This window comes from Tritonibacter mobilis (genome assembly GCF_001681715.1).
Classification (GTDB): Bacteria; Pseudomonadota; Alphaproteobacteria; order Rhodobacterales; family Rhodobacteraceae; genus Epibacterium; species Epibacterium mobile.
This window is the reverse complement of record NZ_LNWY01000001.1, coordinates 105,398-127,877: the sequence shown is the minus strand read 5'-3', so window position 1 is coordinate 127,877 and position 22,480 is coordinate 105,398. Positions and strand designations below refer to the sequence as shown.

Sequence of the window (22,480 nt, the reverse complement as noted above, 5' to 3'; positions counted from 1 at the left end):
TTCCTTAGCGTATTTCGACGCGTTCGTTGTTAGTGATGGCGTCTTCGAGCTCCTTGCGAAGGGTTTCGAGGAAGGCATCAACCTCTTCCTTGGTCTCAAGATATGTAGAACCAGCAATGTGGCTAGGCTCTACAATGCGCCGCTTCTTGGCAGGAGCTTTCTTGACCTGTGGCTCAGCGTCAGGTTCGGGTGGCGTCGCCTTTCCACCCCCATCAGGAGGAACAGGGACATACTTTTTCGCAGCTTGCTCGATGGCAATGAAGGCTTCATCGGCAGCGTCTCGGGCTGCCGTCTGCATCTGGAAGATATGGGCGATACTCTCTTCACCTTCGATGCCGGATCGTATGGTCTGGATCGGATGCAGGCATTGGTTCCGAAGTTCCGGCGCGGCGCCAGCCTCGTCGAGCTCAGCTTTCACTTTTCCGAGGTGCTCGTCGATCTTCTCAATCGCATGGTCACGACGCTTCTTAAGGAGCGCCTTATTCACCTCTTCAACGCGGCCAATGATCGTGGCCGCATCTTTGATCATGCCGTAGGGTTTCTCGGCGGAGAAAATGTTATCCATGCGCTGCAGGGCTTGTGCTGCATCAGCGTCCTTCAGAAGCTCATAGCGGTTCAGATCAAAACGCTGTTTAGCCTTTCGCAGCTTCTCCCAAGTCGGTCGCTGGGATTCATAGAAGTTGCGAAGCTCCGCATAGGAATCCGCCATATCGAGGAAGTCATCCTGAAATTCGATGAAGTGGTTCAGGAACATGTAACTGTCGTTGATGCTCAGCGCCTTCGCGATCACGCCGAGATTGTCAGCGATACCAGCCGATCCGGGGTAATTGCCGGTCTCGGCGAGTGGTTTCCAGCCGGAGAGGTCTGCCTGCCAAGAGCCAAGCTGCGCACGGATATGCGTATTCAAGGCGTCTTCGCCGTCAGGAGCGATGACCTCAAAAACGTCCTTGGCGATGCCACGCGCTTTTTGAAGGCTGCCACGATCAACGGTCTGTCGCTTTACAACATTGATCCGACGCCATTTATTTGGCCCATCAATGGCGCCGGAAATCAGGTCGGGCGTCAGGGTTTTGTCGCCGTCACTGACGAGGCTGATCTCGCCTAACATGACAAGGCGCACGACTAGGAGAACGGTCTCCCAGTCGTTCCAGCCGTAGGGGCGACGCCCGAAGCGATCTTCAACCAGATCGTAAAGAACAACCTTATGATTCTGAGAGTTCTTAAGGGAAACGAAGTTCAAAACTTCCTTGAGCGCTTCCTCGTTGGCAACCGAACCGCCATCGAGACCTAGGCCGTCTTGCGCCGGTGCGGCTAGAACAGAACGAATTTCAGCCTGGGGATTGCTGACAGGGTTCTTGAGGTAGCTGAGTTTGGGGAAGCTATTCTTGACGAGATAGCCAAGCGCCTCCTCGACCGCAGCGCCGACCGAGCCGGAAGGTGCGGGACGGGACTGACCAGCCGCATAGTATTTCGCCTCCTTCATAAGTCGCTCAAGGATCGTCTTCAGGCGCTCTTTGCGTTCTCGGTTCTCATCACTACGTTCCCGCAGGATTTTCTGCGTTGTGTGGGTCGCGGTGCCGTCATTCTTCCGCTTGATATACTTGTCGGTCTGCAGGTAGGTGCGCAGCTCTCTGGCAAGCGCCTTGTCATCATCGACGCGGATCACGACCTGGCCGTCATCGGCTGTACTTTGAGTAATACACCGAGCATCGCCGAAAGCGTCGTACTCATCGGAAAGCGGCGTGATGACCGAGATTACCAGATCGCCTTCACTGCGGCTGCCATAGGGATGCAAGTCCACAAGCCGCGAAATCCCGAAATCCTTATTGTTTTCGGGGTAACGGTACTTGCGCAGGGTGCCAAGCACTTCATCGAAGATGATGTCGCCGAGGAGCTTGGTTTCCTCACCCGACCCGAGATCGACATCTTTGATTTCGCGGCTGATGTCGCGTTCTTCGTTGGTCAGGAAGAAGTAGTCTTCGCCATTACGATTGACGAGCGTCTCTTTCTCCAGACGTTGCAGGCTGGCCTCGATCTTTTTGCGCAATTCTAGGCGATCAGCGTCAATCTCATCGACGAAGAGCGTTACGAGGTTATCGACGTTGCCTGTGATCTCATCAACGTAGCGAATGAGGAAAAGCGTCTTGAGAACGTTTTCGTCGAACTCTTCGAGATTGGGGTTGCTCTTGACGCTTTCAATCGCTCTGCGCACCACGCCTTCGAGGAAGCTCTCGATGGCAGGATAAAAACGGTACAGGGGCACGAGAACGCCCACTTCTTCGTTCGCCACATCCATCGCACCTGTTTGGAATGCGTCCAGCATTGAGCGCTCGCCTTTTGCCAGGTGAAGGCCGGTAGCACCATAACGGCGGCTGCTGTCGAAAATTTTCTGGACCAGCTGAAACTGGTAAGGCGCGAACGGATAAACATCGATGAAGTCATCTTTGTCAGCATAGGGCTTAAAGGTCATGCCAACGTTCTTGAAACTGAGCTGGTTCTTGAGGATATCGGCCTTCTGGTCGTAAACTTTGCCCAGCTCTTCCTTGGCCAATTCCACCTTGGAGAGAAGCCTCTTCTGAATAACTTCATCCGCGTTCGCGCCCGACAGAGACAAGCGCGTCTTGAACCTGCCTTGAATTTTGGAAAAGTCATTGGACTTGGACGCACGCAACTCGCCGAGCACAGCATCCATGTCTTCTTGCGACGTCACGCATACCCACGCACGGCCACCGCAAGTCGTTCCGAGGTTCTCGGTGATCGTTTGCAGGTTGAGCATCAGGTGAGTGTCCTGACCGATGAACTGTCCAATCTCATCGACGAGGAAGATGATACGGTGGTCTGGCCCTTGGCTGTCTAGGTACTCCTTGACCCATTTGGAAAAGCTCTCAACCGAGAGGGAGAAATCCTGCTCGAACCTTTCGAGCCAGGCATCAGCGTCTTTAATGTCCTCGCCGAGCGCCTTGGAGAGCGCATCTGCCAACGCATCCGAATGGAACTGATAAGCATCGCGCTCATCTTCCCAGACGAGGCCATGCTCAGCCTTCAGAGTGTCTTTGAAAGACTGGAACTCACCCTTCTTATCGAGGTAGCGCTCCATGTGCGCGATATGCGGGTGGTCTCCGCAATAGCCCAGTCGCTCATTGAAGACCTTCAAGAACACGCGCAGGATCACGTCCCGCCCGTCGGCATTGCTGGCCTTACTATCGATGTTGAACAAGATTACATCGATATTGCTGCTGACGGCGCGCTTAATATCCGCTGCCAGCATGGCGTCTTGAATCTTGTCCTTAAAGAAATCGATGGCCTGCTTGGTCTGCCCATCCTTGGTGACTTCACGGTTTTCGAGAAGGTAGGAAAGAATCTTAATGAAGTGGGATTTACCCGAGCCAAAAAAACCGGAAACCCAAACGCCCACCTTGCTTGCGATGTCGGGATCGCGCGAATTGTCGATCGCGTTCAGATACGATTCGAAGAATTTTCTAAGATGAACGTCGAGTTCTTTGGTGACGACATACTCTTCAAGCTCCTGCCAGACGGATTCAGCATCAAATTGCTCGGCCTTGATCACACCGTTGATAGGTCTGTCGATAGGTCTTTCAAAAAGGGACTTTACTTGCATATCTTACTTCTCTTCTCAGTCCACCAGCCGGAAGGCGCGGTAATACGGGTTGTCTTTCAGGAGGCCAAACAGCCGCAGGCTCTGGCCGTCATATTTGCCGGGGTAGAACAGCACCAATGGCATGCCCCCCATAAGCGAGTGCAGGTTGTTCAGGAGGTTGTGGGTACGAACTAGCGGGTACGCAGCGCCAACACCTGACACAATGATTAGGTCTTGATCTACAGGCGGTGCCTTCTCGACGAGTGCTTTCGCCAGCTTAGAGGCGTCCAGCGGTGCTTTGAGCGCTTTAAGGGCTGCATCGCCGCCCTTGGCCCGCTGCATCTCAACCGCTCGATCATAGAGCTTTCGATCCTTTAGATAGTCTACGACAAGCTTCCACAGGTTCACGTGCTGAACGCGCAGCTCGGGTCGCCTCTTAGCGATCTGGGAAAGGACGAAATTGATATGCTCACGAACGGCAAGTTCCTCTTTAGGGTCGTAGTCGAACGCGTAGAATGGGATTTCCCCTGACAGTTTGCGCCCCGAAAGAAAGTCATCAGAGGTGACACGGTCTAGAATCTTGTTAAGGCGCTCGTCGAGGTCAGTCATAACGCCACCTGCATTCTCTCGATGACGTATCTCTCATCATGATCCCGCAGGTAGGCGAGAACCTCGGACGAAATCTGTACCGGTTGCAAACGGTAGGTCTTCGTGTCGGTGATGAACCCGACCTCCTTCAAAATTTGGAAGATGCTGTCACCGAGCTTGTTGGTTGTAGCATCGTTCCAGACTGGCATGGCCTCGTCCTCATTTCGTAGATGCTCAACGAATTCGGGCCAGAGCTTGCGCGGCAGGTCGTGCCTAAAGGTGCGAAATTGCTCCCTGACAACGCGGTCCAGGAAGGCCGCCAAAATTGCGCTGTGCTTGATCGCGGCCGCAAAGAGGGCGTGCGTCGCAGTTTCTTTCGATCCGTCTCGGACGATCTGCCACAGCCCCGGCCCCATGGTTTGAAGCCTTGCCCTTAGGAGTGATGCTTGACGCATGGCTGTGCCAGGCGAGCGCTTCTGTAAGACATTCTGGTCTTCGATCGCATAGCGCCATTCCTCCGCTGAAACTTCATCCAGCAGGAGCCCAGCGACAATGCGGCTCTCTTGGAGCTTTAACGAGCCCCCCGCGATATCGGCTTTGTACTTTGACTTCTTCATCGGCCTACTTTCGGCAGCGGTCGCAGCCTTTCGCGCGGGCATTCGGGGTGACACCGCCTCAAGGGTCAGCGACTCGCTATCGCCGTGGTACAACGTCTTGTCCGCCAGCCCCTGTACCGCTTGCCCCTTTTCCACTTGGCACTGCGTCTGCATCCGCTCCCTCTGTATTGTTATGATCGCGAACATAGGTTCGCATAAATTCTCTAAGCACCTGCGCGGCTGGCTTGTCTTCCGCTTTGCAGGCCTCAAGAAAGCTTTCGCGCAGCTCGCGCTGCACCCTAATGCGAAACCCTACATCTTTCATCGGATAGCAGTGTAGCCAATGGATACACATTTGTGTAGCAAATTTATCAATATTTTTCCGGCACTTGCCGCCCTGCTTCGCCGGAGCCGTCCGTCACCCCTCACTTGCTGATGGGGGTGCGGCGGCGAGGACGCAGCAGGCACCAACGCCCGCCCTGCTTTGCTGGTGAGGCCCAGAACAGCTCTTTGCCTTTACAAAACCCCTGATTGCAGCGCCAAGGACGCTGAAGAGCAGACTTTCTTAAAGAGAGTTGTGGCGTACTCTTTAAAAATATGCCATCATAAGCGTCATGGACACCGAAAGATCGCAAAATCTGAAGAAAGTTCTTGAAGCAGTGCCTGCAGGGTATCTGGTCGATGCGGCATGGCTCACTGACCACGGCGTCGCCTATGAGACGTTCCGCGACTACGTCAAACGCGGCTGGCTAGACCGCGTCCATCGCGGCGTCTTCCGCCGCCCTGCACCGAACGCCTCGAAAGCCAACACACTCGACTGGAAGACCTGCCTGCTCTCATTGCAGCACATCATGGGCTATGACGTCCATGTCGGCGGTACGACTGCCCTCGGCCAGCAAGGCTACGACCACTATTTGCGCCTTGGCAACAACGCCCCTGTCTGGGTCTATGGCGATACCATACCGAACTGGCTCGCCAAACTGCCACTGAACGCACCATTAGAAACCCGCAGCACCTCGCTGTTCGCCGATCCGTCCCTCGGCCTAACCAAAGACGAGACTGACGCCAGCACCACCCTCCCGTGGGACTGGAAACTCAAGATGTCATCCCCTGAGCGGGCGATCATGGAGGCGATGGACGAACTGCCTGACCACGAGAGCTTCCATAACCTCGATATGGTGTTTCAAAGCCTGACCACGCTGCGCCCGCGAACGCTGTCAGCGCTGCTTCACAGTTGCAAGAAGATCAAAGTGAAGCGCCTGTTCTTCGTCTTTGCCGACCGCCACAACCACGCCTGGCGCAAGCGTCTCGATCCGGAAGAATTCAACCTTGGGAGCGGCGACCGCGCTCTTGTCAAAGGCGGCAAGATACACCCGCGCTACCGGATCATGGTGCCGGAAGAATTTGTGAGCACGGAGGCGAGCGATGGCGCGTGACATCTATGAAGCCCAGGTCGCGCTGCTCGTGCGCATACTTCCGTATGTCGCGCAGGAGGAGATATTTGCGCTCAAAGGCGGCACGGCGATCAACCTGTTTTACCGTGATCTGCCGCGCCTGTCGGTCGATATTGACCTGACTTACCTGCCGATCAAAGACCGCGCCGAAAGCCTTATCGAAATCAACGAGTCGCTAGAACGCATCGCCGGGGCCATCGACGCAGGCATCGCCGACGCGAAGGTTCGCCGCATAGATGGCGGCGGTAAGAATCCGACACGCGTGCAGGTCAGCATGGGCACCGCCACGATCAAGATCGAGACGTCACCTGTGACGCGTGGTGTTGTTCACGAGCCTAAGTTGATGGGGGTCACGGAAGCGGTCGAAGATGAATTCGGATTCGCTGAAATCCAGGTCGTTTCGTTTGAAGACCTCTTCGGCGGCAAGCTTTGCGCGGCCACTGATCGGCAGCATCCGCGCGATCTCTACGATGTGAAACTGCTCTATGAGAACGAAGGCCTCACTGATGCCCTATTCCAGACGTTTCTCGTATATGTGGCAAGTGCCAAGCGCCCGGCACACGAGCTTCTGAACCCGAACATGATCGATCTCGACCAACCCTACGCCAAAGAATTCGAGGGTATGACGACAACACCCGTGCCGCTTGCCGATCTGATCAAGACGCGAGAGCGACTGGTCGCTGACCTGAATACACGCCTCGATGAGGATGCCAAAGCATTCCTGCGTGGCCTCTATGACGGGACTGCTGACTTTTCACTGATCGGCGTGCCGCATGCTGCAGACCTGCCAGCCGTCCGTTGGAAGCAGCAAAACATCAAAAAATTGAAGTCGGAAAACCAGGCGAAATTCGAAGCCCAGAAGGAAGCGCTTGAAGAGCTTTTCAAGTAAATTTTCAAGCAAAGTAGACAAACAGCCATGAACGACGACGACCCAAAAAAGAAAATCTCCGACAATCCAAGCACGGAAGAGATGAAGAAGCTGCTGCCGGGGTTGCAGGCACTCAGTAGTGCATCAGGTCTTCTCGGGAGCCTTGGGTTCAAAAGCGATAAGCTTACAGGGTTCAAGGAGAAAGTAGACGATATGATGAAGCAGGCCGACATTCTCGATCTGCCCGACCGTTTCAACGCCGCATTCGGCGAACGCGGTTGGATCGCCGTTGGCGGTGCTATGTCTGTTGATGTCATGAAAGAAGCGTTGGAGCTTTACGAGAACGGCAAGGCCGATGAAGCTGAAGACGTTCTAGTCGAGTGGTTCACCGAAGACCACATCAAACTCTTCGCGATCCTGCGCGCGCGGCGTTTCCACGAAGCAGAGCTTCGGGACGACCAATTGGAAGAAGCCCTGCGGCTCTACCTGGAAGAGCGCTATATGGCGGCGGTTCCCCTGATCCTGATCGCCTGCGATGGTTTTGCATCTGATGTCGCGCCCGTCAGCCCGTTCGAGAAAGACGCCGATCTCAGTTGCTTTGACTCGATCACAGGGCACGACACGTCCTTGCCTGCACTGATCAAGCTGATCACCAAGGGCGTTCGCAAGTCCCGCGATGATGAGATTGATATACCTTTGCGGCACGGCATTCTTCACGGGCGATCGCTCGGTTACGCAAACAAGAAGGTCTGCGCGAAAGCATGGCTTCTGATGATGGCGCTCGTTGATTGGGCGATCGACAAGTCATCTGAAGAGGAACGGCGGCGGGAGTATGAAGAAAAGCAGAGCCGGACGCTGGCCGATGACCTCCGAAGCTTTTCCAAGACCCAGGCTGACAAACGGGTTATCGATGCGTTTAAACCATATGAGAAGGCGGGACCGTTCGAGGAGCCTTTGGTACCTGACGGACCGGAGATGGCGGTAACGGAATTTCTGTCGGGCTGGAAAGCCAAGAACTATGGCAAGATGGGAACAGTCGCCGTCAACTTAGTGAACAAGCCCGCCAACAAGATGGCGGGTGAACTTAGGCTAATGGCTGAGTATGTGGAACTGCTGGACTACGAAATCAGCTCAATCCGATATTCGAACGTGGCGCGATGCGACGTTCATATCTGGGCGCGGGCAAAGACTTTGACCAAGGAGGTTGAGGGCGAGTTCATGCTCATGCTCGCGCGGTACAACGAAGAAGGGAATGTGGCGATGCCGGGCGATGATGGTCACTGGACCGTGCAGCAAAACTGCATCTACAACATCATGAATAAGAAATTCGCGTAAGGCTCACCGGACAGGCGGAATTGCTGTAGACGGTTTTCGACATTGGTGACCGCTTTGCGGTCCCCCATGAACTCAATCCCCGCGCCGGTACCCATACCCGCCACGCTCGCGCCCTTGCTTTAGGCCTTTGTCTTTCGCGCGCTGCTTCCAGTTCCGCTTCTTCTTTTGACCGTCGTCATCATCATCACCGCCACGATCATCATCGTCGTAGTGATGATCACCGGCCGCCTCGTGATTAAATTCATCCTGGAAGGCGCGTTCTTCAAGAAGACGCGGGTCGGTGCGCATGAAGTCTACTGCTTCAGCGGCATCCAAACCTCTCGCCTTTGCTGCAGCACGCAGCTGCTCCTGCCGCACCATCCGCTGCAGCATTTCCTGCTTGAGATCACGCTCAAGCGAAGCGAGCTCGCGTTTTTCGATCTTCTCGATCGACCGCTTGCGACCAGCCAGAGCAACACGTTCGCGCTCATGACGACGCGCAAGGGCGTGCTGCTCCAGGCGATGACGATCACGCGGATCAAGCCCGGCTTTTTCGGTTATGTGACTGAGCACGGAACGCAGCGCCGGACGCTCTGAAATCAGATCGGCCACCCGGGCGCGCATGCGGAACAAGAGCCCCCCGCTCTCGGATTTTTGTGCTGCATCGAGCGCGAGCTTTTCATCTTGATGGCGCGTCAGCACCTGCTGTTCGGCCTGCACAAATTCCAGCCTTCGCTCGCGCTGCCGCGCTTCCATGGCGGTGCGTTTCTGATCGATGCTGCGCTTAAAACGCTCATCATCATGCCAACGATCATGCTGCAGGTCCTGTTGTTCACGCAGCCGGTCTTCCTGGGCTGCAAGCCGGGCTTTGGCTTGCTCCTGCGCCTGCGCAACATTTGGCAGTGACGCCATATCGAGATCGGCGAGCCGAGCCTTTATTTCCTTGGCGCGCACGCCTTTGACGTAGCGCGTCAAGCTGTGCACATCGCCGAACTCATCGACGATAACAAAAGCGCGGCTATCACCCTTGGCAAGCACATAGCCCTTCTCTTCGAGCGCGTTTACAAATGCGGCGGCACTATCGGCCTGCACGTAAGCAGCTGTGATGTCTTCACGCCGCTGCTCAGGGCTGACGCCCGTCTTCTTGGCGCCCGCGGTTTCAGCAAGGCTAGGCTCAAGCTTGTCACCAAGCTCGCGGTTCTTATCGCGCCACTGCTTGAGCCCTTCCGGCAACTCGTGCCCGAATTTCTCGGCAAGAACGACCGCCATGTCGCAGAGCCGCGCCTTGTAGAACGAGTCCGGGATCGCCTTCATCGACTCCGCATCGATGCGCGACCAGACGACATGGCAATGCTCGCGGCCTTCCTTCTCGTGGAAGACAACGGCACGCGGCTGTCCTGCAAACCCCAGTCTGGATTCGATGGCGTCAATCGCCTCGAAATACTGCTCGCGCGTCAGCGCCTCATGGGGGTTGATGGACAGGGAGAAGAGTGGCTTTTGCGCGCGCGTCCCCGATGCGATCATCTCTACTTCCGCAAAGGCGCCGTGCAGATCATCGGCGATAGTGCCGCGCACTTCGCAGAGCTCGGCACGCTCGTTGTCGTAGCCATTCATGAGATGGGTCGCGAGATCGGAACCGTTCGTCCGGCAGCTGCCTTTGAGGATCATGGTTTCCTCCCTAAGGCAGACATGACAACGGTGCGGAGTTCTGCGAGATCGCGCTGCGCGGCGATGACCGTCTCGGAAAGATGATCGATATCGCCCGCATCGGCAGCCTGCCTCATGGAGCACGCGATCGACCCAAGAGCAGCCAGCAAACGTGCGGCAAGTTCGCGATCAAGGGGTGGTGTGCGCGATGCGCGAAGGGGCGCTTGGTCGAGAAGAGCAAAACGGATCACCGCAGACACAGACAGACCGGCAGCATCGGCTTGCTGCTTAACGAGCGAGGCTTCCTGCTCGTTAAAGCGCGCCTTGAGAATGATCTGGCGCTCTCTTTTGTTGCTGCCGCTGCCAGCCATAGCGTATTCCCGTTTCACCTCTCGTAGGCCACCGGGTGCAGGACCGTTTCCTGCTCGTGATCCAACACCGAAATGTTGGTCGATGGAGTTCCAAGAGGAGAGCCGAAGTCTCCCTTTTGGTCGCCGTCCAGGGTGCGAATTTCCCTGGTGCATGGGTTCAGTCCGGATGGGAGAAGCATATCTCCCAAGGTCCGGTCGATGGTGCAGGAGAGCGAAGTCTCCTGCTCAGGTTTCCAAAGGGCACGAAGGCTCTTCGGTCGTGGTGCAGCAACGAAATGCTGCTGTGGTATGAACAAGGGGGACGATTCGTCTCTCTTTCGGTCTCACCACACGAGCGGGGGATGGAACGGGGGCGGCTCTTTAGCCCCCTTCCCAAGATGGCGCGGTGTCACCGCGCACATCTTGTATCGCTCTGAAAACGACCTATTCAGCTAATGATATCGGAACAAGATTAGGGATTTCTTAAAACCTGCCCGCAAACCAGCGCTGAGCAAGCGATCCCGTTGATATACATTCATTTTTACGCTGAAATTGGCGAGCGGACAAGAGTTGGACACGCGCTTTACGCCGCCAATTGAACGCCTGTACCACGGGCTGAATCGGATCGGTGCGGACAGACGTGCACCAGCACGGACCCCGCGCCGATCCTTGCCGATCAGGCAAGTCGGAACGTGCAAGAGCCCTCCGCCGGTCTTGGCAGAGGGCTTCGGCAAAAATTGCGTAGCTAGAAGAGCGTGAGCTGTTTGCTCTGTTGGACGTGGCGCTTCCACGCATCACTCTGCGCTTCGTGATCGAGCCAGGCGATGGCAAACGCCACGGGACCCCCGTGGGCTTCCACAGTCTCGCGATTGGTAAAATGGGAGCGGTAGCCTGTCTCGGTGACGGGCAACTTTGCCCGCCCGTCAGAAACCAGTTCCAGATGCGCGATGGGGTACGCGGTGGAACTTGTCCACCGCGCCGCCCAACGGACTTCGATGCTGATACCCTGCCATTCGATACGGAATGTTTGGTAGGTGCTGCTCATGGCGCACCTACCTTCGCAACGCGGTATCGGTTGGAATCGTATGCTTCAGGATGCGTTTGATCGGCGGTGATTTCGTCCCAAAGATCGTCTAGGAACTCATCCAGAGCCGCCTGGGCTTCCGCATCGGTTGCGAAGGTTTCGTATTCGACCGTTCCATCAAGGTGCTCGATACGCCAGGTGTTCACCCAGCCATCGCAGATCGTATATGTTTGCACTTCGTATGTCATGCGACGATCCTCCCGTTTGCGCGGGCAAGATCGGCATAGGCTGACAGACTGCGATCTGCTACGAAGTGCCGGTCGCGTTCGACGGGAAGGCCGAAGGCCCCGCGTACGCTTTCGATCTCGCTTATACGCACGCTGCCAAGTTCCGGGCATCCAAATCCGAGATCACAAAGCCCGAAGGCAAGGTCGGGATCGTCGGGATCAAGCTCGGATATCAGCCACGCGCAGTTTGCATCGGGGGTGAAGAATTTCACGACCGGCATATGGTCAGGTTCATCGGCTCCTTCGAGTTGGGCCGCGCTCGTTGCGCGACCCTGCTCGATCAGCTTCTGAAACTGGCTGTCGAGAATGAGCTTCATCATGGTCAGCCCTCCTTGCCGGGTTTGAAGGACGCGGGAAGGATCACGAGGCGGCCTTCTGTTGCGGCCAGCGGTGTGGTCAGGTTGCCCTTGAAGCCCTTGCCGGATTTGGTCGGCCAAAGGCCTGAGAGTTCTGTCCAATGCGCTTCGCCTTCGGGCGTGTCCTGCACGAGCCATGCGCGGAATTTCGGGCGCGAGCCTGTGCTCTTGGACTGGTCGTTGGTTTCGGTTTCATTCGTCATTTCAAGTCTCCTTGTTGAATTGGGCCAGCTCCATGCCAGCCGATGCGGATGCGACCGGCGGATGCGCCGGGGCGGCTGCAACGCTTTGTTGGGGGGACCGGAAACGTCAGTGGACGGGGGAGCCGACAAAGCAAGTTGCGGCCATGAGCCCCGCGTTATCCGCCAGCTTCTTGCTCGGACTGGCGATGCGAGCGGCAACGGATTTTCGGAGACGTGATGAAGCCATGCGGAACAGATCAGCGATCAATCGGCACCGACGATGCGGAGCCCGCCATGACGATATGCGGTGCAGGCATTGCCACGGCATAGCTGAGGACGGAACACGGCCTTTCCCTTGCTGACATCAGCAGGGGAAAATTTGGGTCTATGCCAGCCGCAATCGCCTGCTAAACTGCAGTCATGCGCATCCTGTTTGTCTGCACGGCCAACAAGCTGAGGAGCCCGACGGCAGAAGATGTCTTTCGGGACTGGCCGGGTATTGAAGCGATTTCAGCCGGGACGGATGCGGAGTCACCGCGGCCGCTGACAAAAGAGCTGGTCGCGTCGGCGGACATGATTTTCGCGATGGAAAATCACCACCGCGAACGCATCAGGAAGAAGTTCAAACAGCGCCCGCCCGACAACCGCATCATCACGCTTCATATCCCAGATGAGTACGAGCGTGGCGATCCGGAGCTGATTGCATTGCTGAATGACAAGATTGCCCCGCGTTTGGCCGCTTTTAACAAAGCCAACTGAAATTTATGGCTCGCAGGTTGCTGTAGTGTTATTTTGATTGTCTTTTTGAAGATGAGGATTTCATGGCAAAGTACGATGCGCTCGGCAAATTTCTGAACGACAAAGATGTGGACGAGTTGCATCTGACTTTTGCCGAAATTGAGCGCATCCTAGGTTTTTCCCTGCCAGACAGTGCGCGAAAATTTCCGGCTTGGTGGGCGAATGACGCAAGCGCGGGGCGTCACGCGTCGTCTTGGCTGCTGGCCGGTGCCCGGACCGAACGTTTGAACCTTACTGCGGAAACTGTCTCGTTCTGCAAAAACGCTGCTGACAAAACCAAGCCTACGCTCAGACAAGTTGCAGACATAGCTCCGAGTAAAGAGTATCCGGCCACACGCGCAATCGTGGAGTTTCAATGGCACGAAATTGGAGCAATATTGCGCGAGGACGGTGAACTTCGCTTTCCAGAGGTAGCCGCTGAGGCGGGACTTTATCGATTTCGGCTTTTGTCCAAAGCCGGTGACAAAAGCTATATTGGTGAAACAGCCAATGTTCGCCGCCGCTTCGCCCACTACCGAAAACCGGGACCAAGTCAGGCAACCAATCTCAGGATTAACAGCGCGTTTCTGGAACATCTTGCTGCGGGCGGAACCATTTTCGTTGACCTGATCAAACATGGTGCCACGGTGGATACCGGCGATGGCTCTTCCTTTGCCAACCTTGCCGACAAGGTAACGCGCAGGTTGCTTGAAAATGCCGCACTGCTCTCTTCTAACAGCCCCGAAGTGGAGAACTTGAACCTGTAGCCCTTCTGCGCGAGGGATCGTTACCACCCGGCCAAGACTACAGGCTTGGGGCAGTGCAACTGCCTAGAGCCCGGCCCGAACGGGGACGCGCCCTATTCCCCATCCTGTTCGTTGATCCGCACCATGCGAATTTCACAATGCGGATCGAACGGCAGCATCGGACGAACAGATTGGCTGCCTCCATCATCGTCAGAAAAATGCTGACCATTGCCATACAATGTGAACGGCGCATCGCTGGCAATGCGAACATTGTAATAGAACGAGCATTGCGGCTCGCGGATCACGATCAGCAGCCCATCCGCTCCGAACCGAGATGCAATCCCGCGTGACGGGACATTCTGTAAGTCCTCTGGCCTTGCCCCCTCTTCAGGCTTCACCAATGCGTTAGCTGCCCAGACATACAGCCCTGCATGATTATGCATCGGCGCCATCCGAAACACCGGATAGGCCGGATCAGGCAGGGTAGTCGTCACGCATATCCTTTTGCCCTCCGTGTTTCCTGCACCGCTGGTTTCATGTTCGGTGGTCATCAGGCCGATCATCTCGGCGTGGTAGACCCCTGCATACCGCAAAATGTCCTCTTCACTCGGCGAACCCTGCGGCCCGCGCGTCAGCTTCGAAAGAGCGAGTGCCGCGCTCTCATAGTCTACGAGCTGAAAGTCCCCGAGGAAGGCTTCGACCGCCGCAACGAAATCATCGGTCACGCGGTTAGCGTTGTTCAGGAAGCGTTCCACGCGCTTGCGCCCGCCATCATAGGTCATCGCATAGCCCGTACGGTTTACGATGTCATTGGCCAAACCCTGCGGCTTCTTGCTGTGCTTGCGCTGGAACGCGAGTAAGCGCAGCCGCAGCCGCTCATACTGGAAATCTGAATAGATCGACGGCGTATCGCCCATGCTCCGTGTCCAGCTTGTGTCCGCGCAATTACTGCAAATATGCCCAACATAGAAAACCAGCACATGAACCCGCGTCAATTGACGAAAGGTAAAAAATGTCTGGTAGCATCATCTCATACGCCGCCGCTGGCGTCCTTGGTCTCGGCCTTCTAGGCTGGCGCTTCAAGCAAGACCCCAAGACCTATGGCAGCGCAGGCTGGCTTAAGCCGTGGACTGCCATGCGCGCGAGACTGTTCAAGCGCAAAGGCATTCTAGTCGGCGACTGGACGGGCCTTCTTCCAGTCTACTACGAAGACACCCATGCCATCTCTTTTGGGCCTTCGGGCAGCGGCAAGGGTACGTGTACAATCCTGCCGAACCTGATGCTCCCTGGCTTTGCCTTTGCCATCGACCCTGGCGGTGAAAACACGGCTGTGGCGATCAAATCCTGGCGCAAAGCGGGCTATGAAGTCTGTGTCATCAACCCGTTCGGGATGTTCGAAAACAAGCCATGGGCGCTGCCGCGACACGGCTTCAACCCGCTCGACATCCTCGATGCCGATAGCGAGACATTCGCCTCCGAAGCGCTGCTGATCGCAGAGCTTCTAATCCCGCGTTCGGGCAAGGAAGATGGCAGCTCACTCTATTTCAAGAACGCAGCAACCAGCTTCCTGCAGGCGGTGCTGATGCACGTCATCAGCACCCTGCCGAAAAGTGCGCGCCACCTCGGCACGGTCTATGCGCTGGTCAACGGTGATGCTGATGAGTGGGAGACGCTGATCAAAGCGATGGTCGCCAATACTGCTGGCGACGGGTTCGTCTCAAAGACCGCTTCCTCGATGGAGCGCCGCGAAGAACAAGCCCCGGCGGAATTCTCGGCGGTGATGTCCACAGTCCAGCAGGACCTGGTCTGGCTCGGCGATAAAGTTGTGCGCGAGAGCCTAAAGCGCAGTGATGTTGATTTCTCGATCCTGAAAGGACGCAAAAAATCCGGCAAGGCGCTTAAGGGCGGTGTCATCTCTGTTGTCCTGCCGCTTGAGTATAACGAAAGCCATGCGGCCATCCCGCGTCTCGCGCTCGGCTGCGCGATCTGGGAGATGCAGCGCGCCCCGCTTGCCCGCGCGAAGGTGCTATTCCTGATCGACGAGGCTGCAGCACTTGGCAAAATAACGCGATTTCCAAACTGGCTTGCCACGTTGCGCAAGTACAAGGTCGTGCTGTGGCCGATCTTCCAGAATATCGGTCAGGTCAAAGCGCTCTATGGCGAGCAGTGGCAGACCTTCATCGCAAATTGCGGGCTGCGGCAGTTCATTGGCGTCAGCGACTTGGAGACGGCCGAGTATGTCAGCAAGCTCCTGGGCGAGCAGACAACCCATAGCCGCTCGACCAATGCGCAGGGCCAGGCCAGCTCGTCTGAGACGCGCCGCGCCCTGCTAACGGTGGACGAGATTCTGCATTTTGATGCAACACGTCAGCTCGTGTTCATCCGCAACCTCGAAGCCCAGCCGCTAAAGAAAACGCCTTACTGGGAGCGCCCTGAACTACGAGGCCAGTTTAACCGCAACCCGTATCAGTCGCGCAAGCCGCCTGTCACCCTCGGCGCAGGCCTGAAGGGATTGTGGGGTGATCTCTATCACCTGCTGGTCTGTCTGCTGGCGCCGCATCCGGCGGCAGCTTTCCTGTATCTCGGCCTGCTTGGCGTTGCGATTCACAAACTGATCGGAGTTCTGTCATGACGGCGGGTGATGTGTATCTGACGTATTTCGGGGGCGCAGTCGCACTCGGCGTGATTGGCGGCCTTGTGGCCATCACCTTCGTGCTGGTCACGCGGCTGATCTGCTTCGCGTTCATGCTGGTGCTGATCTCGGCAGAAATCGTTCTGCTGGAAGTGCTGCCGTCCATCCCGGCTCGCGTGATCAACCTGATCAGCGACAGATGCAGCGCAGCCATCGCGGCACAGAAAGCCCGAAAGGCGCGCGGTCTGTCGGCATTCAGAGCCGAACCCGAATGGCAGCGCCTCGGCCGCGAAGAAGCCAGGGAAGATGCCACAATTGTGCGCATCAATGGCTGGGTACCTGCCTGCAAACTGCTCGGTCTGCCGGTCGAAGGATTCACCAAAGCACAGCTCTCCCGAGCCTACCGCAAGGCCATGCGCAAGGCGCACCCCGATCTCGGGGGAAGTCCTTCACACGCCAAGGCCATCAACATCGCCCGGGACCTAATTCGCAAACAACTGGGCTGGACATAGATCAATGAAAGGAAATGCAATGGAAAACCAGACACTCACGCCAACCAAAGCCGAAACCTTTGCACCGCAGGCACTCAATCAAGCCACGGATCAGCAACTGACCGAGCTGATAAAGCAAGCGAGCGCCATCCTTGAAGCCCGCGAGGCTGAACGCACACGCGCAGCCATCGCCAAGATCAAAGAACTCGCAAAAGCTCATGGCCTCGATGTCTCTCTTGAGCCCCGAAACACAAAACGCGGTCGCCGTCAGCGCAGAAAGGAAACAACATGACCGGGTATTTCTATACCATCGAGCTCGGCGAGACCTACGGCCCAAAGCTCGAACGTCTCGCCGAACGGGCTTCGTATGATGACCGGGAAGAATTTGCTGCCATGGTTTTGGCCCACGCCGTTGATCAGTGGGAAGAGCAGGACCGGCAGGACGGCGAGGCGCTCCATGAGCGCCTCGCTCAAACATGTTTTTTCGAAGCCGGTCTCATGCCTGATCCTGAACTGTTTGACGAGGGCGAAATACCGTTTTGAGCATCGGCAAGGGTTAAGGGTTCACCGCCCTCGACGTCTAGAAGTGAGGCCGCCTACGCGGCGGCCTCATTCGCGTCGTCTTCGTCGATCAGGGTCTGCAAACTGTAGAGAAAGTCTGCGGCACGCTGCGCGTGGGCGGCGGCAGTGAAGATGGCGCGCTTGTCATCGCGCAGGACTTTCAGCCAGTTGCCGATATAGGCAGCGTGATCCTCGCGATCTTCGAACGTGATCCCCAGATCAGCGCAGAGGAACGCAGCGCCCAACTCAGCGACAAGTTCTTCGCGGGCATATCCGGCATCGCCGAACTTCTCGCGGCCAAAATCCCGATCGAGGCGGCTCTTATGCCGCGTCCAGTGCGTGCATTCATGCGCAAGGGTGGCGTAATAGCTCTCTGCATCGCGGAAGCTCTCGAAGACCGGCATCTGGATGTAGTCCTGCGGCGGGCAGTAGTATGCGCTGTTACCACCGTGGCGGATATCGGCACCGGTATCGGCGAAGAAGGCATCAGCGGCGGCGACCCGCTGATCGGGATTGCGCTGCGTCTTCGCCGGTGCGTAGTAGTGCGCTGGCAAACCCTCGATCTGTTCGATGTTGAAGACCGTATAGCCCTTCATGAAGGGGATGGTCTGATCGACCTCCTCGCCTGTGGCATCGTCGCGCTCGGTGCGGGTCAGCGTGTTGGCGTAGACGACAGGCGACCCTTTCTCGCCCTTGCGGACGTGTCCGCCAAGTTCTCGGGCTTGCTTGAAAGTCATCCAGATCGGGGCGGCGAAGTGGCGTTCCATCGAGGAGGCCCAGAGGCTCAGGACGTTGATGCCGCTATAGGGCTGTCCGTTATGTCGGAGCGGACGTGAGACGGGGCCAGCGGCGTGTGCGGCGTTCCATGGCTGCGTCCAGGGTTTGATGCCCTGCTCCAGGGCGGTAATTATCTGATCTGTGATGCGGGTGTAGATGTCTCCACGATTGTTAAGGCGGGTGTTTTCGTCTTTGCGGGTCATGGCTATTTCCTTCCGTTTGGCGTTTCCTCAAGACGCGTCACGAAAAGGACGGGGGTTTCAGCCGATTGGTCATCGCGCCTCCTTTAGGCGCGTGTACGGCCAACACGGTCTGGCGGAACCGGAGGTGAGGACGGATGGTGCGGGCAGGCCGTTGACCGGGAGGCGCCCCCGGCCAAGTATGCGTCAGAGATTGAGGAAGGCCTTTACGGAAGGCGCCATGGCCACAGACAAGAAACCCGCTCGTCGTGGCGTTCGAACACTGAGCCGCACAGATTGATCGATGCACCTAGACAGGGCAAAGTGCTGAGACCTGCGCAAGAGCCGCCATACCGGATGTGACCAACGGGAACAAATTTGCACTCCCTAGCGGAAAGTCACGCATGAGAAACGGGAACTGAAGCCATGCCGAACAGGAACGCACCGAAGGCCGTCTTGTTGGTGACAATTGCAGCCGCGCTTGGCGCTCCAGCACTGGCAGAAACGGATTATCGCGACTTCTACGGTATGACCGAGGATCAGCAGGGCGAGATCATCACAGACGAGGCAGCAAAGCTGATAGAAGAAGCTGAGGCTGCCGAAGAATTGTTTCGCAGAGATTGCATCACGGCGCTCTTCTACAGCTCGATATTCAATCCTATCCAGGAACGGTTGCCGATGGGATGGAAGACACTGTTCGATGTCATCGATTACGAGCGCCGAAGCATGCACACTTACGAGCATGACAAAACGGTTGAACGTGCTGTTCGCGATATTGCGGCGCTATTCTGCCCGACTGATCCATAATAGCCGCGCCACAGGATTTGCCACAAAATTGCCACAAGGAATTTCAAAACGAAAAAGACGAGGGCGGATTTCTGCGGATTACAGCGGATCAGCAATTTGTGGCAAAAGCGGCATTTTTGGTCATTTTCTTTCCAGAATAATCCGCTTAGTCATTGATTTTGTTATGGCGCGCCCTGCAGGATTCGAACCTGCGGCCTTTGGCTCCGGAAGCTGCGGAGAAAACGTTTCTGAGAGCGGGTTAGCGGCCATCTGCCACAGAATTGCCACATAGATTTTGGGAAAGAGTTCCTAAAAGATTGAACTTGCTCTTATCTCTTCGGTCTTTCTGATCGATCAGGTGGCCATAAACGTTCAACGTCGTTGTTACGTCTTCATGTCCCATTAGATACTGAATCCGCTTTAAGTTCAAGTTTTGTTCTATCAGCATCGATGCAAAGAAATGCCGCAGATCGTACGGTTTGAACTTCGGCTTTTGCACTATCCTCCCATCGACGGTCTCTTCCACGACGAGCCCAGCTTCAATGCAAGCTGTATAGAACCCGCGCTTGCGCCAATGATCGGGCGTCAGCCATCTTCCTGACTTCGTCGGGAAGGCAAGATCATACTTTCCATCGACTGCGATGTGATCAGCGTAGTGCCGAACCATATCGAAGACATCCGGCGTCAGATCGATGAACCGCCTACCGGCGGGCGTCTTTGTCACCGAGATACGCGCTTCGCCGCGTTCCAAGGCGCGGTCTACCAATACACCGCCATCTGTGATGTTGCCGCGCGCTAGCGCGACATATTCCTGCGGGCGCATCCCGCTGTCTGCTGCAAGGTAAAGGATGGGTCGATAGCGTTCCCATGTTCTCGCAGTCTGTCGGTTAGAAGAGTTTGCAAGACGGTCAGCGGCAGCGAGCAACGCAGCAATATCTTTTGCGCTCGGGAGATCAACCGGCTTGTCGTAACGAGAGTCGGACCGGACACTGACGCCGCTGGCAACATTGCTTGCTATGTGGCCCCGCAGCGCCATTTCCTTCACGACGGAATGGAAGGACGACATCACTTTCTTGGCTTGATCTCGTGTATAATCTCGCAAAAGCCAGGACCGAAACTTGACGACATCTGGCGTCTGCAGTTCGTGCAGGTCTTTCTCCCAACCATAAGCCTTCATGATATCGGCACGGTAGGAATAGATTTTGTGAGTGTATGGCGTTACCGGATCGCGGCCATCGCGACCTTCCTTGAAGCAAATCTCTAGCCATCGATCGATTGCCTGCGGGACTGTCCTGATGGATGTATCGACCGGTACGTTAGGGCGCATTCCCAACGTTTCACTAAACGCCCGCGCTTCCTTCATCGTTCGGAACGTCTTGTAAGCGTAGCCTGTCTTAGCTGCGCTATTTGGGTATCTGACTTGGTACGTCGTGCCCTTTTTACCTGTCCTTTTTCTTATATCCGACATTACTTGTTGCAATTTTTGTTCTTGAAAAGTTCTCCACGCTATCAAATCTTGGAACTATTTTCAGCATCTATTTGTGCTTCACGATAAATTCGCACAAGCGTCCCTTTTTCGATCTTTAGTCGCCCGTCTATTGGATCGACAAAGAATGGCAGTTTCCGCTTGCCATTGGGATCAGGGTCGGCAGCCCGCTTGATCTGGCGCTCGGATAGTTCGATGCCCATTTCGGCCAAAAGAGTTCTAACTTGATCGATACGCAGATAGCATGGCGGTTCCATAACGCCCTCCTTTCAGCATAGCTTTACGGCTCGTAGTCCCAGCAGGACGGCCGAAAATGACGTGTATGCATACGGTAGATGGGCTTACCGTCACCGAGATTACGAACAGAGTGTGGATCACCAAACTCATCGGTAACTTGAACTCTTAGCAGCGGTGCGGTGATGAACTGGACGTTGTGCACGTCCTCCAGAACATGGAGATCGGTTAGGATTGCTTGCCGAAACTCGTCCAGCGATATTGTGCCCAATCGGGAGTAATCCACCGTCAGATACGGTGATGGCTTGCCCGGATATTTTCTCGTCATCAAAAGCCCTAAAAAAATCATATAAATATTCTTTAAGCTTGGCAGTCCGTCCTTAGAATTTCGTTAAATTTATCTTGCATTTTATCTATGCTGCGCTCGCGAAATCGGCTCTCCAAGCCATCTTCCGACAAACTTTCATGATCTGAAACAGTCACTTCGCATCTGGGCTACCTGCGCCGATGGTCTGCGCTGATCTCTTTTCTGTATGGCGTCCCGCTTGTCTGCCTCCGCTCGACCTGCCGTCCACGGGAACCTTCTTCCTGCCGATGATGATGTGGGGGGAACGGCGAAAGGTCCCGGTGGTCGGGGTCAACTACGACAGACAAGGAGATTACCATGTCAAAGATATTTACAGCCGCAGCCCTGGACGGACGCAGCATCCCAGAACTTCGAACGTTGTTCCGCAAGGCTCACGAAGAGATGGTTGCAAGCGAAGCCGGAAGCGTGGATCGCCGCAACGCAATCGCCAGCATCGAGAATATCAGCCGCGCCATCGCCCAACGCTCGGCGAACACGCCCACAATCTAAGGCTCATCCCTCGCCCGATCTTGGGTGAGGGATTTTGTTGCTCCGTAACCGAATCTCGAATATGTTCCTATAATGTTCTCTTCTGACGATATAGATAAGGTAGCTTATTTTGAGCATTGGGCTGATGGCAATTCCCATCAGCGGCTCATCCGCGATGCTGTATCGACCCTCAGCGATGCCGTATTCCGGTGCGCGAATGAGGACGCGCGCAGTGATGAAGTCAGACAGGCGCTGCGCTTTCTGGAAAGGCACATGACCCGGCCGGAACACTGCACGCGGTTCAGACAGAACCTCGAAATTCGCGATCCAGTCTTGCGCGCTATGGCAGCACGCGAAACTCTTGCAGCGCTCATCAGAACACTCTCACCAAACTGACGAGGCTTACCTTGTCCAGCTTGTGTCCGCGCGCCAAGGCAGGTCTTGCTCCATATTCCGGGGCAAGATGGTCAAAAGCAAAAACATACTTCCCCATTCTTTGGCGCCGCGCGGCCTTTCCCGTGTGGAGGCCGCCGCCTATGTCGGCGTATCGCCCTCGCTCTTTGACATTCTGGTTTACGATGGCCGGATGCCGCCACCAAAGCGGATCAACAGCCGAACAGTTTGGGACAGGATAAGGCTTGACCAGGCCTTCGAGCTGATTCCTGATGGAGAGACCGTTCAAGACAACCCATGGGATGATTGATGCAATAAA

General features: G+C 56.0%; 26 protein-coding genes. 13 read left to right on the top strand and 13 right to left on the bottom strand.

Annotated elements, in window-relative coordinates; genetic code table 11:
- Positions 1-4 precede the first annotated feature (4 nt).
- Genes brxC through UB90_RS00625 form a run of 3 tightly spaced genes read right to left on the bottom strand, consistent with a single transcriptional unit; the run spans position 5 to position 4,956 of the window.
- The gene (brxC, locus tag UB90_RS00635; protein WP_065331859.1) at positions 5-3,619 is read right to left on the bottom strand and encodes a BREX system P-loop protein BrxC; all 3,615 of its coding nucleotides are present in this window, start codon (positions 3,617-3,619) and stop codon (positions 5-7) included.
- Positions 3,620-3,634: 15 nt separating this feature from the next.
- Complete coding sequence (locus UB90_RS00630) at positions 3,635-4,207, bottom strand: DUF1788 domain-containing protein (RefSeq protein ID WP_065331858.1); 573 nt, start codon at positions 4,205-4,207, stop codon at positions 3,635-3,637.
- The gene (locus tag UB90_RS00625) at positions 4,204-4,956 is read right to left on the bottom strand and encodes a DUF1819 family protein (protein WP_207517326.1); all 753 of its coding nucleotides are present in this window, start codon (positions 4,954-4,956) and stop codon (positions 4,204-4,206) included. The genes UB90_RS00630 and UB90_RS00625 overlap by 4 nt, the downstream gene beginning before the upstream one ends.
- Positions 4,957-5,396: 440 nt before the next feature.
- On the opposite strand from UB90_RS00625, the gene UB90_RS00620 reads away from it, so the two are divergent.
- Genes UB90_RS00620 through UB90_RS00610 form a run of 3 tightly spaced genes read left to right on the top strand, consistent with a single transcriptional unit; the run spans position 5,397 to position 8,439 of the window.
- Complete coding sequence (locus UB90_RS00620) at positions 5,397-6,218, top strand: type IV toxin-antitoxin system AbiEi family antitoxin (RefSeq protein ID WP_065331857.1); 822 nt, start codon at positions 5,397-5,399, stop codon at positions 6,216-6,218.
- Complete coding sequence (locus UB90_RS00615; RefSeq protein ID WP_065331856.1) at positions 6,208-7,125, top strand: nucleotidyl transferase AbiEii/AbiGii toxin family protein; 918 nt, start codon at positions 6,208-6,210, stop codon at positions 7,123-7,125. The genes UB90_RS00620 and UB90_RS00615 overlap by 11 nt, the downstream gene beginning before the upstream one ends.
- Positions 7,126-7,152: 27 nt before the next feature.
- The gene (locus UB90_RS00610; protein ID WP_065331855.1) at positions 7,153-8,439 is read left to right on the top strand and encodes a hypothetical protein; all 1,287 of its coding nucleotides are present in this window, start codon (positions 7,153-7,155) and stop codon (positions 8,437-8,439) included.
- A 72-nt stretch (positions 8,440-8,511) separates the two neighbouring features.
- Here UB90_RS00610 and UB90_RS00605 read toward each other — a convergent pair whose 3' ends face one another.
- The 6 genes from UB90_RS00605 to UB90_RS00580 form a co-directional block, all read right to left on the bottom strand.
- The gene (locus UB90_RS00605) at positions 8,512-10,086 is read right to left on the bottom strand and encodes a relaxase/mobilization nuclease domain-containing protein (RefSeq protein WP_065331854.1); all 1,575 of its coding nucleotides are present in this window, start codon (positions 10,084-10,086) and stop codon (positions 8,512-8,514) included.
- Positions 10,083-10,436: a plasmid mobilization protein gene (locus UB90_RS00600; protein ID WP_065331853.1), complete on the bottom strand. Its 354-nt coding sequence runs from the start codon at positions 10,434-10,436 to the stop codon at positions 10,083-10,085. The genes UB90_RS00605 and UB90_RS00600 overlap by 4 nt, the downstream gene beginning before the upstream one ends.
- A 724-nt stretch (positions 10,437-11,160) precedes the next feature.
- Positions 11,161-11,460, bottom strand: coding sequence for a hypothetical protein (locus UB90_RS00595; protein ID WP_065331852.1), 300 nt, complete (start codon positions 11,458-11,460; stop codon positions 11,161-11,163).
- Positions 11,457-11,687: a hypothetical protein gene (locus tag UB90_RS00590; protein ID WP_065331851.1), complete on the bottom strand. Its 231-nt coding sequence runs from the start codon at positions 11,685-11,687 to the stop codon at positions 11,457-11,459. The genes UB90_RS00595 and UB90_RS00590 overlap by 4 nt, the downstream gene beginning before the upstream one ends.
- Positions 11,684-12,046 (bottom strand): DUF2958 domain-containing protein, encoded by a 363-nt coding sequence (locus UB90_RS00585; protein WP_110613655.1) that lies wholly within the window; start codon positions 12,044-12,046, stop codon positions 11,684-11,686. The genes UB90_RS00590 and UB90_RS00585 overlap by 4 nt, the downstream gene beginning before the upstream one ends.
- Before the next feature lie 2 nt (positions 12,047-12,048).
- Entirely contained in the window at positions 12,049-12,285 is a 237-nt protein-coding gene (locus tag UB90_RS00580) for a hypothetical protein (protein ID WP_065331850.1), read from the bottom strand.
- Between the two features lie 399 nt (positions 12,286-12,684).
- Here UB90_RS00580 and UB90_RS00575 point away from each other — a divergent pair, with 399 nt between their 5' ends.
- Both UB90_RS00575 and UB90_RS00570 read left to right on the top strand, forming a co-directional pair.
- Positions 12,685-13,023, top strand: coding sequence for a low molecular weight protein tyrosine phosphatase family protein (locus UB90_RS00575; RefSeq protein WP_065331849.1), 339 nt, complete (start codon positions 12,685-12,687; stop codon positions 13,021-13,023).
- Positions 13,024-13,085: 62 nt separating this feature from the next.
- Complete coding sequence (locus UB90_RS00570) at positions 13,086-13,808, top strand: DUF7662 domain-containing protein (protein WP_065331848.1); 723 nt, start codon at positions 13,086-13,088, stop codon at positions 13,806-13,808.
- Positions 13,809-13,900: 92 nt separating this feature from the next.
- Here UB90_RS00570 and UB90_RS00565 read toward each other — a convergent pair whose 3' ends face one another.
- Positions 13,901-14,704 carry a hypothetical protein gene (locus UB90_RS00565; RefSeq protein WP_065331847.1) on the bottom strand — a complete coding sequence of 268 codons (804 nt, stop codon included), beginning with the start codon at positions 14,702-14,704 and terminating at the stop codon, positions 13,901-13,903.
- A gap of 95 nt (positions 14,705-14,799) precedes the next feature.
- Here UB90_RS00565 and UB90_RS00560 point away from each other — a divergent pair, with 95 nt between their 5' ends.
- From UB90_RS00560 to UB90_RS00545, 4 genes are read left to right on the top strand one after another with little or no spacing between them, the layout of a single operon-like run.
- Entirely contained in the window at positions 14,800-16,419 is a 1,620-nt protein-coding gene (locus UB90_RS00560; protein WP_065331846.1) for a type IV secretory system conjugative DNA transfer family protein, read from the top strand.
- The gene (locus tag UB90_RS00555) at positions 16,416-16,931 is read left to right on the top strand and encodes a J domain-containing protein (RefSeq protein WP_065331845.1); all 516 of its coding nucleotides are present in this window, start codon (positions 16,416-16,418) and stop codon (positions 16,929-16,931) included. Before UB90_RS00560 ends, UB90_RS00555 begins: the two co-directional genes overlap by 4 nt.
- A gap of 19 nt (positions 16,932-16,950) precedes the next feature.
- A complete protein-coding gene (locus UB90_RS00550; RefSeq protein WP_065331844.1) occupies positions 16,951-17,202 on the top strand; it encodes an H-NS histone family protein in 252 nt (83 codons plus the stop codon).
- Entirely contained in the window at positions 17,199-17,453 is a 255-nt protein-coding gene (locus tag UB90_RS00545; RefSeq protein ID WP_065331843.1) for a hypothetical protein, read from the top strand. Before UB90_RS00550 ends, UB90_RS00545 begins: the two co-directional genes overlap by 4 nt.
- A gap of 53 nt (positions 17,454-17,506) precedes the next feature.
- Here the strand turns inward: UB90_RS00545 and UB90_RS00540 are convergent, their stop codons facing one another.
- Positions 17,507-18,451 carry an ArdC family protein gene (locus tag UB90_RS00540; RefSeq protein WP_065331842.1) on the bottom strand — a complete coding sequence of 315 codons (945 nt, stop codon included), beginning with the start codon at positions 18,449-18,451 and terminating at the stop codon, positions 17,507-17,509.
- Between the two features lie 402 nt (positions 18,452-18,853).
- Between UB90_RS00540 and UB90_RS00535 the strand changes: the two genes are divergently transcribed.
- On the top strand, positions 18,854-19,234 hold the full coding sequence (locus UB90_RS00535; protein ID WP_065331841.1) for a hypothetical protein: 381 nt from the start codon (positions 18,854-18,856) through the stop codon (positions 19,232-19,234).
- Positions 19,235-19,472: 238 nt separating this feature from the next.
- Here UB90_RS00535 and UB90_RS00530 read toward each other — a convergent pair whose 3' ends face one another.
- Together UB90_RS00530 and UB90_RS00525 are read right to left on the bottom strand one after the other, a co-directional pair.
- Positions 19,473-20,576: a tyrosine-type recombinase/integrase gene (locus UB90_RS00530; protein WP_207517325.1), complete on the bottom strand. Its 1,104-nt coding sequence runs from the start codon at positions 20,574-20,576 to the stop codon at positions 19,473-19,475.
- A 146-nt stretch (positions 20,577-20,722) separates the two neighbouring features.
- On the bottom strand, positions 20,723-20,956 hold the full coding sequence (locus UB90_RS00525; RefSeq protein ID WP_065331839.1) for a hypothetical protein: 234 nt from the start codon (positions 20,954-20,956) through the stop codon (positions 20,723-20,725).
- Between the two features lie 641 nt (positions 20,957-21,597).
- Between UB90_RS00525 and UB90_RS00515 the strand changes: the two genes are divergently transcribed.
- The 3 genes from UB90_RS00515 to UB90_RS00505 all read left to right on the top strand — a co-directional run bounded on the left by UB90_RS00515 (position 21,598) and on the right by UB90_RS00505 (position 22,471).
- Entirely contained in the window at positions 21,598-21,789 is a 192-nt protein-coding gene (locus UB90_RS00515) for a hypothetical protein (protein ID WP_065331837.1), read from the top strand.
- 72 nt (positions 21,790-21,861) lie between these two features.
- On the top strand, positions 21,862-22,164 hold the full coding sequence (locus UB90_RS22785) for a hypothetical protein (protein ID WP_131818799.1): 303 nt from the start codon (positions 21,862-21,864) through the stop codon (positions 22,162-22,164).
- A 67-nt stretch (positions 22,165-22,231) separates the two neighbouring features.
- Positions 22,232-22,471 carry a helix-turn-helix transcriptional regulator gene (locus UB90_RS00505; protein WP_065331835.1) on the top strand — a complete coding sequence of 80 codons (240 nt, stop codon included), beginning with the start codon at positions 22,232-22,234 and terminating at the stop codon, positions 22,469-22,471.
- Positions 22,472-22,480: the final 9 nt, after the last annotated feature.